A 2,453-nucleotide genomic window follows, 5' to 3' on the forward strand; every position below is an offset into this window, starting at 1 on the left:
CTGGGGTAAAGTTGATTCAGAAGGCAATGGCAGAGTTGGAAAAACAGATTAATCGACTTCCCCATTTGCCAAAGTGGTTTGTGGAAATCCCTTATCAAACCACTTGACTATTGGATCATCTTTTTTATGGAGTTCTCTAAATTAAAGGGATTTCCCAGGGTATGAGCGATCATAATCGCTTTAGTCTTCTCTGACAAGGCGGATTCCAGTTGCTCGATGTCGAGGTCATAACCGGGTAGTTTAACGTCTAAAAAGACCGGAATTAGCTGATTTTGAAAGATGGGGTTAACTGTAGTCGGGAAACCTGCGGCGACGGTAATGACTTCATCCCCCGGTTTAAGTTGTTTTTCCCCCAGTTTAGGGGAAGTTAAGGCACTTAAAGCCACTAAATTGGCCGAAGAGCCGGAATTGACTAATAAACAATGTTTTACCCCCATCCACTGGGCAAAACGTTCCTCAAATTCCGCCGCATATCTGCCCGTCGTTAACCAGAAATCTAGGGAAGAGTCCACTAATTTGACTAATTCTTGCTCATCAAATACCTTACCCGATGCGGGAATATAGGTCTGCCCCGCCACAAAAGCCCGGGGTTGAAATTTGTGCTTATAATATTCTTGTACTGCTTGAAAAACTTGCTCTCGCAGTTCTGCTTCAGTATTTGTATTGGGGGGAGAAATAGATTGAGTCATGGTTAATTTCCTTTCAGGGGAGAAATTTGAACTTAATTATTACTTAATTTGGACCATTATCAGCCTTGAGTTCGCTAATCGATCAAACAACTTTGATAATATTCGATTTGTTGGCGTGTAAGGTCTTGGAATTGTGCTTTATCTTCAGAGTCTATTTGAGCCGCTTGATAATACCATGTCACCGTTTCCTTGAGGGTTTGCCGAAAATCCCAGACGGGTTGCCATTTTAGGGTATGGAAAGCCTTATCCGTGACTAGATTAAGCAATTTAGCCTCATGAACAGCATTCGGATCACTTTGATCGAGCCAAGTTCCCGGCCAAAGTTGTAGGATAGACTCAACTAACTCTTTAACTGGGCGATTAGAAGTCAGAGCCGGACCGAAATTAAACGCCCCATATAACCCCCGGCTGTCTTGCTGCCAATTGGCCGTCATCAACTGCTCATAAATCGACTCAGCTAACCGTAAATAGCCTCCCAAAGGCTCTAAAACGTGCTGCCAAGGACGAGTCGCTAGAGGGTTCCGCACCGGAATCGCTTCGGACTTCATCAAGGCCCGCATCGCATCGGGTACAATCCGGTCTAGAGACCAATCTCCGCCACCGATGACATTTCCTGCCCTGGCGCTGGCGATGCCGATGGGGGTTTGAGGGGTTTTAAAGAAGGAACTGCGCCAAGATGCGATCGCCAATTCCGCCCCAGCTTTGCTAGAACTATAGGGATCGTAACCCCCCAAGGGGTCATTTTCCCGATAACCATAGACCCATTCCCGATTCTCATAGCACTTATCGCTAGTAATAAACACGGCGGCACAGGGATGAGTCAGGCTTTTGAGGGCCTCTAAAACGTGAATAGTCCCCATAACATTTGTGTTCCACGTTTCCACCGACTCAAGATAGGAAAGCCGCACTAAGGGTTGTGCCGCTAAATGAAAGACTACATCCGGCTGCCATGAAGCGATTAAACGAGTCACTAACTCAGGCTCTCGAATATCTCCTATATGATGACTCAGGTTTTGAGCTAAGTCCAATTGGTCAAATAAGGCGGGGGTGGTATTGGGGGCTAAACTGAGGCCTTTTACCTCTGCTCCTAGATGGAGTAACCAAAACGCCAGCCAAGACCCCTTAAAGCCCGTATGACCAGTAATAAAGACCTTTTTGCCTGGCCAAAATGCTTTCTTTACCATATTTTCCATCTAGCTTGTCCAGTATCATCAAGGTGATTGAGCATTTCCATTTCTCGATAAGTATCCATACACTGCCAAAACCCATCAGGCTCATCCCAGAAGGAGAGGGGAGCTATTATTGTTCACAAGTCAAATAGACTCGCTATACTGGGTTTTCAGTTAATTTCAACGGCTTTCTGCGAGTAATCGCCGAAAAGAGTCTTTGTGAAGGCTTAAAACCATCACCCTAAATCTTTGGGAGCCACTATACAGGAACTTGACCGAGGATGTCAATTAGTTAAGCTGTTAGTGGGACTTAGGCGTTTTCGGTCAGCAAAAAAGGCTCAAACCATTACGGGACAAAGGGTTAACCTCGATTTATGATTTTCCTTGATCTATCTGAGTTTCAGCGATTTTGGGCTTCTCGAAGTAAATCCCAAGCTGGGATTGGAGTTGAGGCTGGGAGCATCTCACCTTTGCAATGAGCATAAATACTTAGTGGAAAAATAGGCTTTTCGAGGGTAATTCTTGTTTTAATTCTCCATGTACGCAGTCTTTAAAAGCCTCTATTTCGTTCCAAGACACGATTAAGAGTGGCTTT

2 protein-coding genes are annotated in these 2,453 nt (G+C 45.0%); both read right to left on the reverse strand.

Annotated features, from left to right (window positions below):
- Positions 1 to 107: 107 nt before the first annotated feature.
- Positions 108 to 689 (reverse strand): aminotransferase class I/II-fold pyridoxal phosphate-dependent enzyme, encoded by a 582-nt coding sequence (locus O9332_RS22630; protein ID WP_288027535.1) that lies wholly within the window; start codon positions 687 to 689, stop codon positions 108 to 110.
- Between the two features lie 74 nt (positions 690 to 763).
- The gene (gene rfbG, locus O9332_RS22635) at positions 764 to 1,882 is read right to left on the reverse strand and encodes a CDP-glucose 4,6-dehydratase (protein WP_288027537.1); all 1,119 of its coding nucleotides are present in this window, start codon (positions 1,880 to 1,882) and stop codon (positions 764 to 766) included.
- Positions 1,883 to 2,453 lie beyond the last annotated feature (571 nt).

The sequence above is a fragment of the Microcystis sp. LE19-10.1B genome (assembly GCF_027530565.1).
In the GTDB taxonomy this organism is placed as follows: Bacteria; Cyanobacteriota; Cyanobacteriia; order Cyanobacteriales; family Microcystaceae; genus Microcystis; species Microcystis aeruginosa.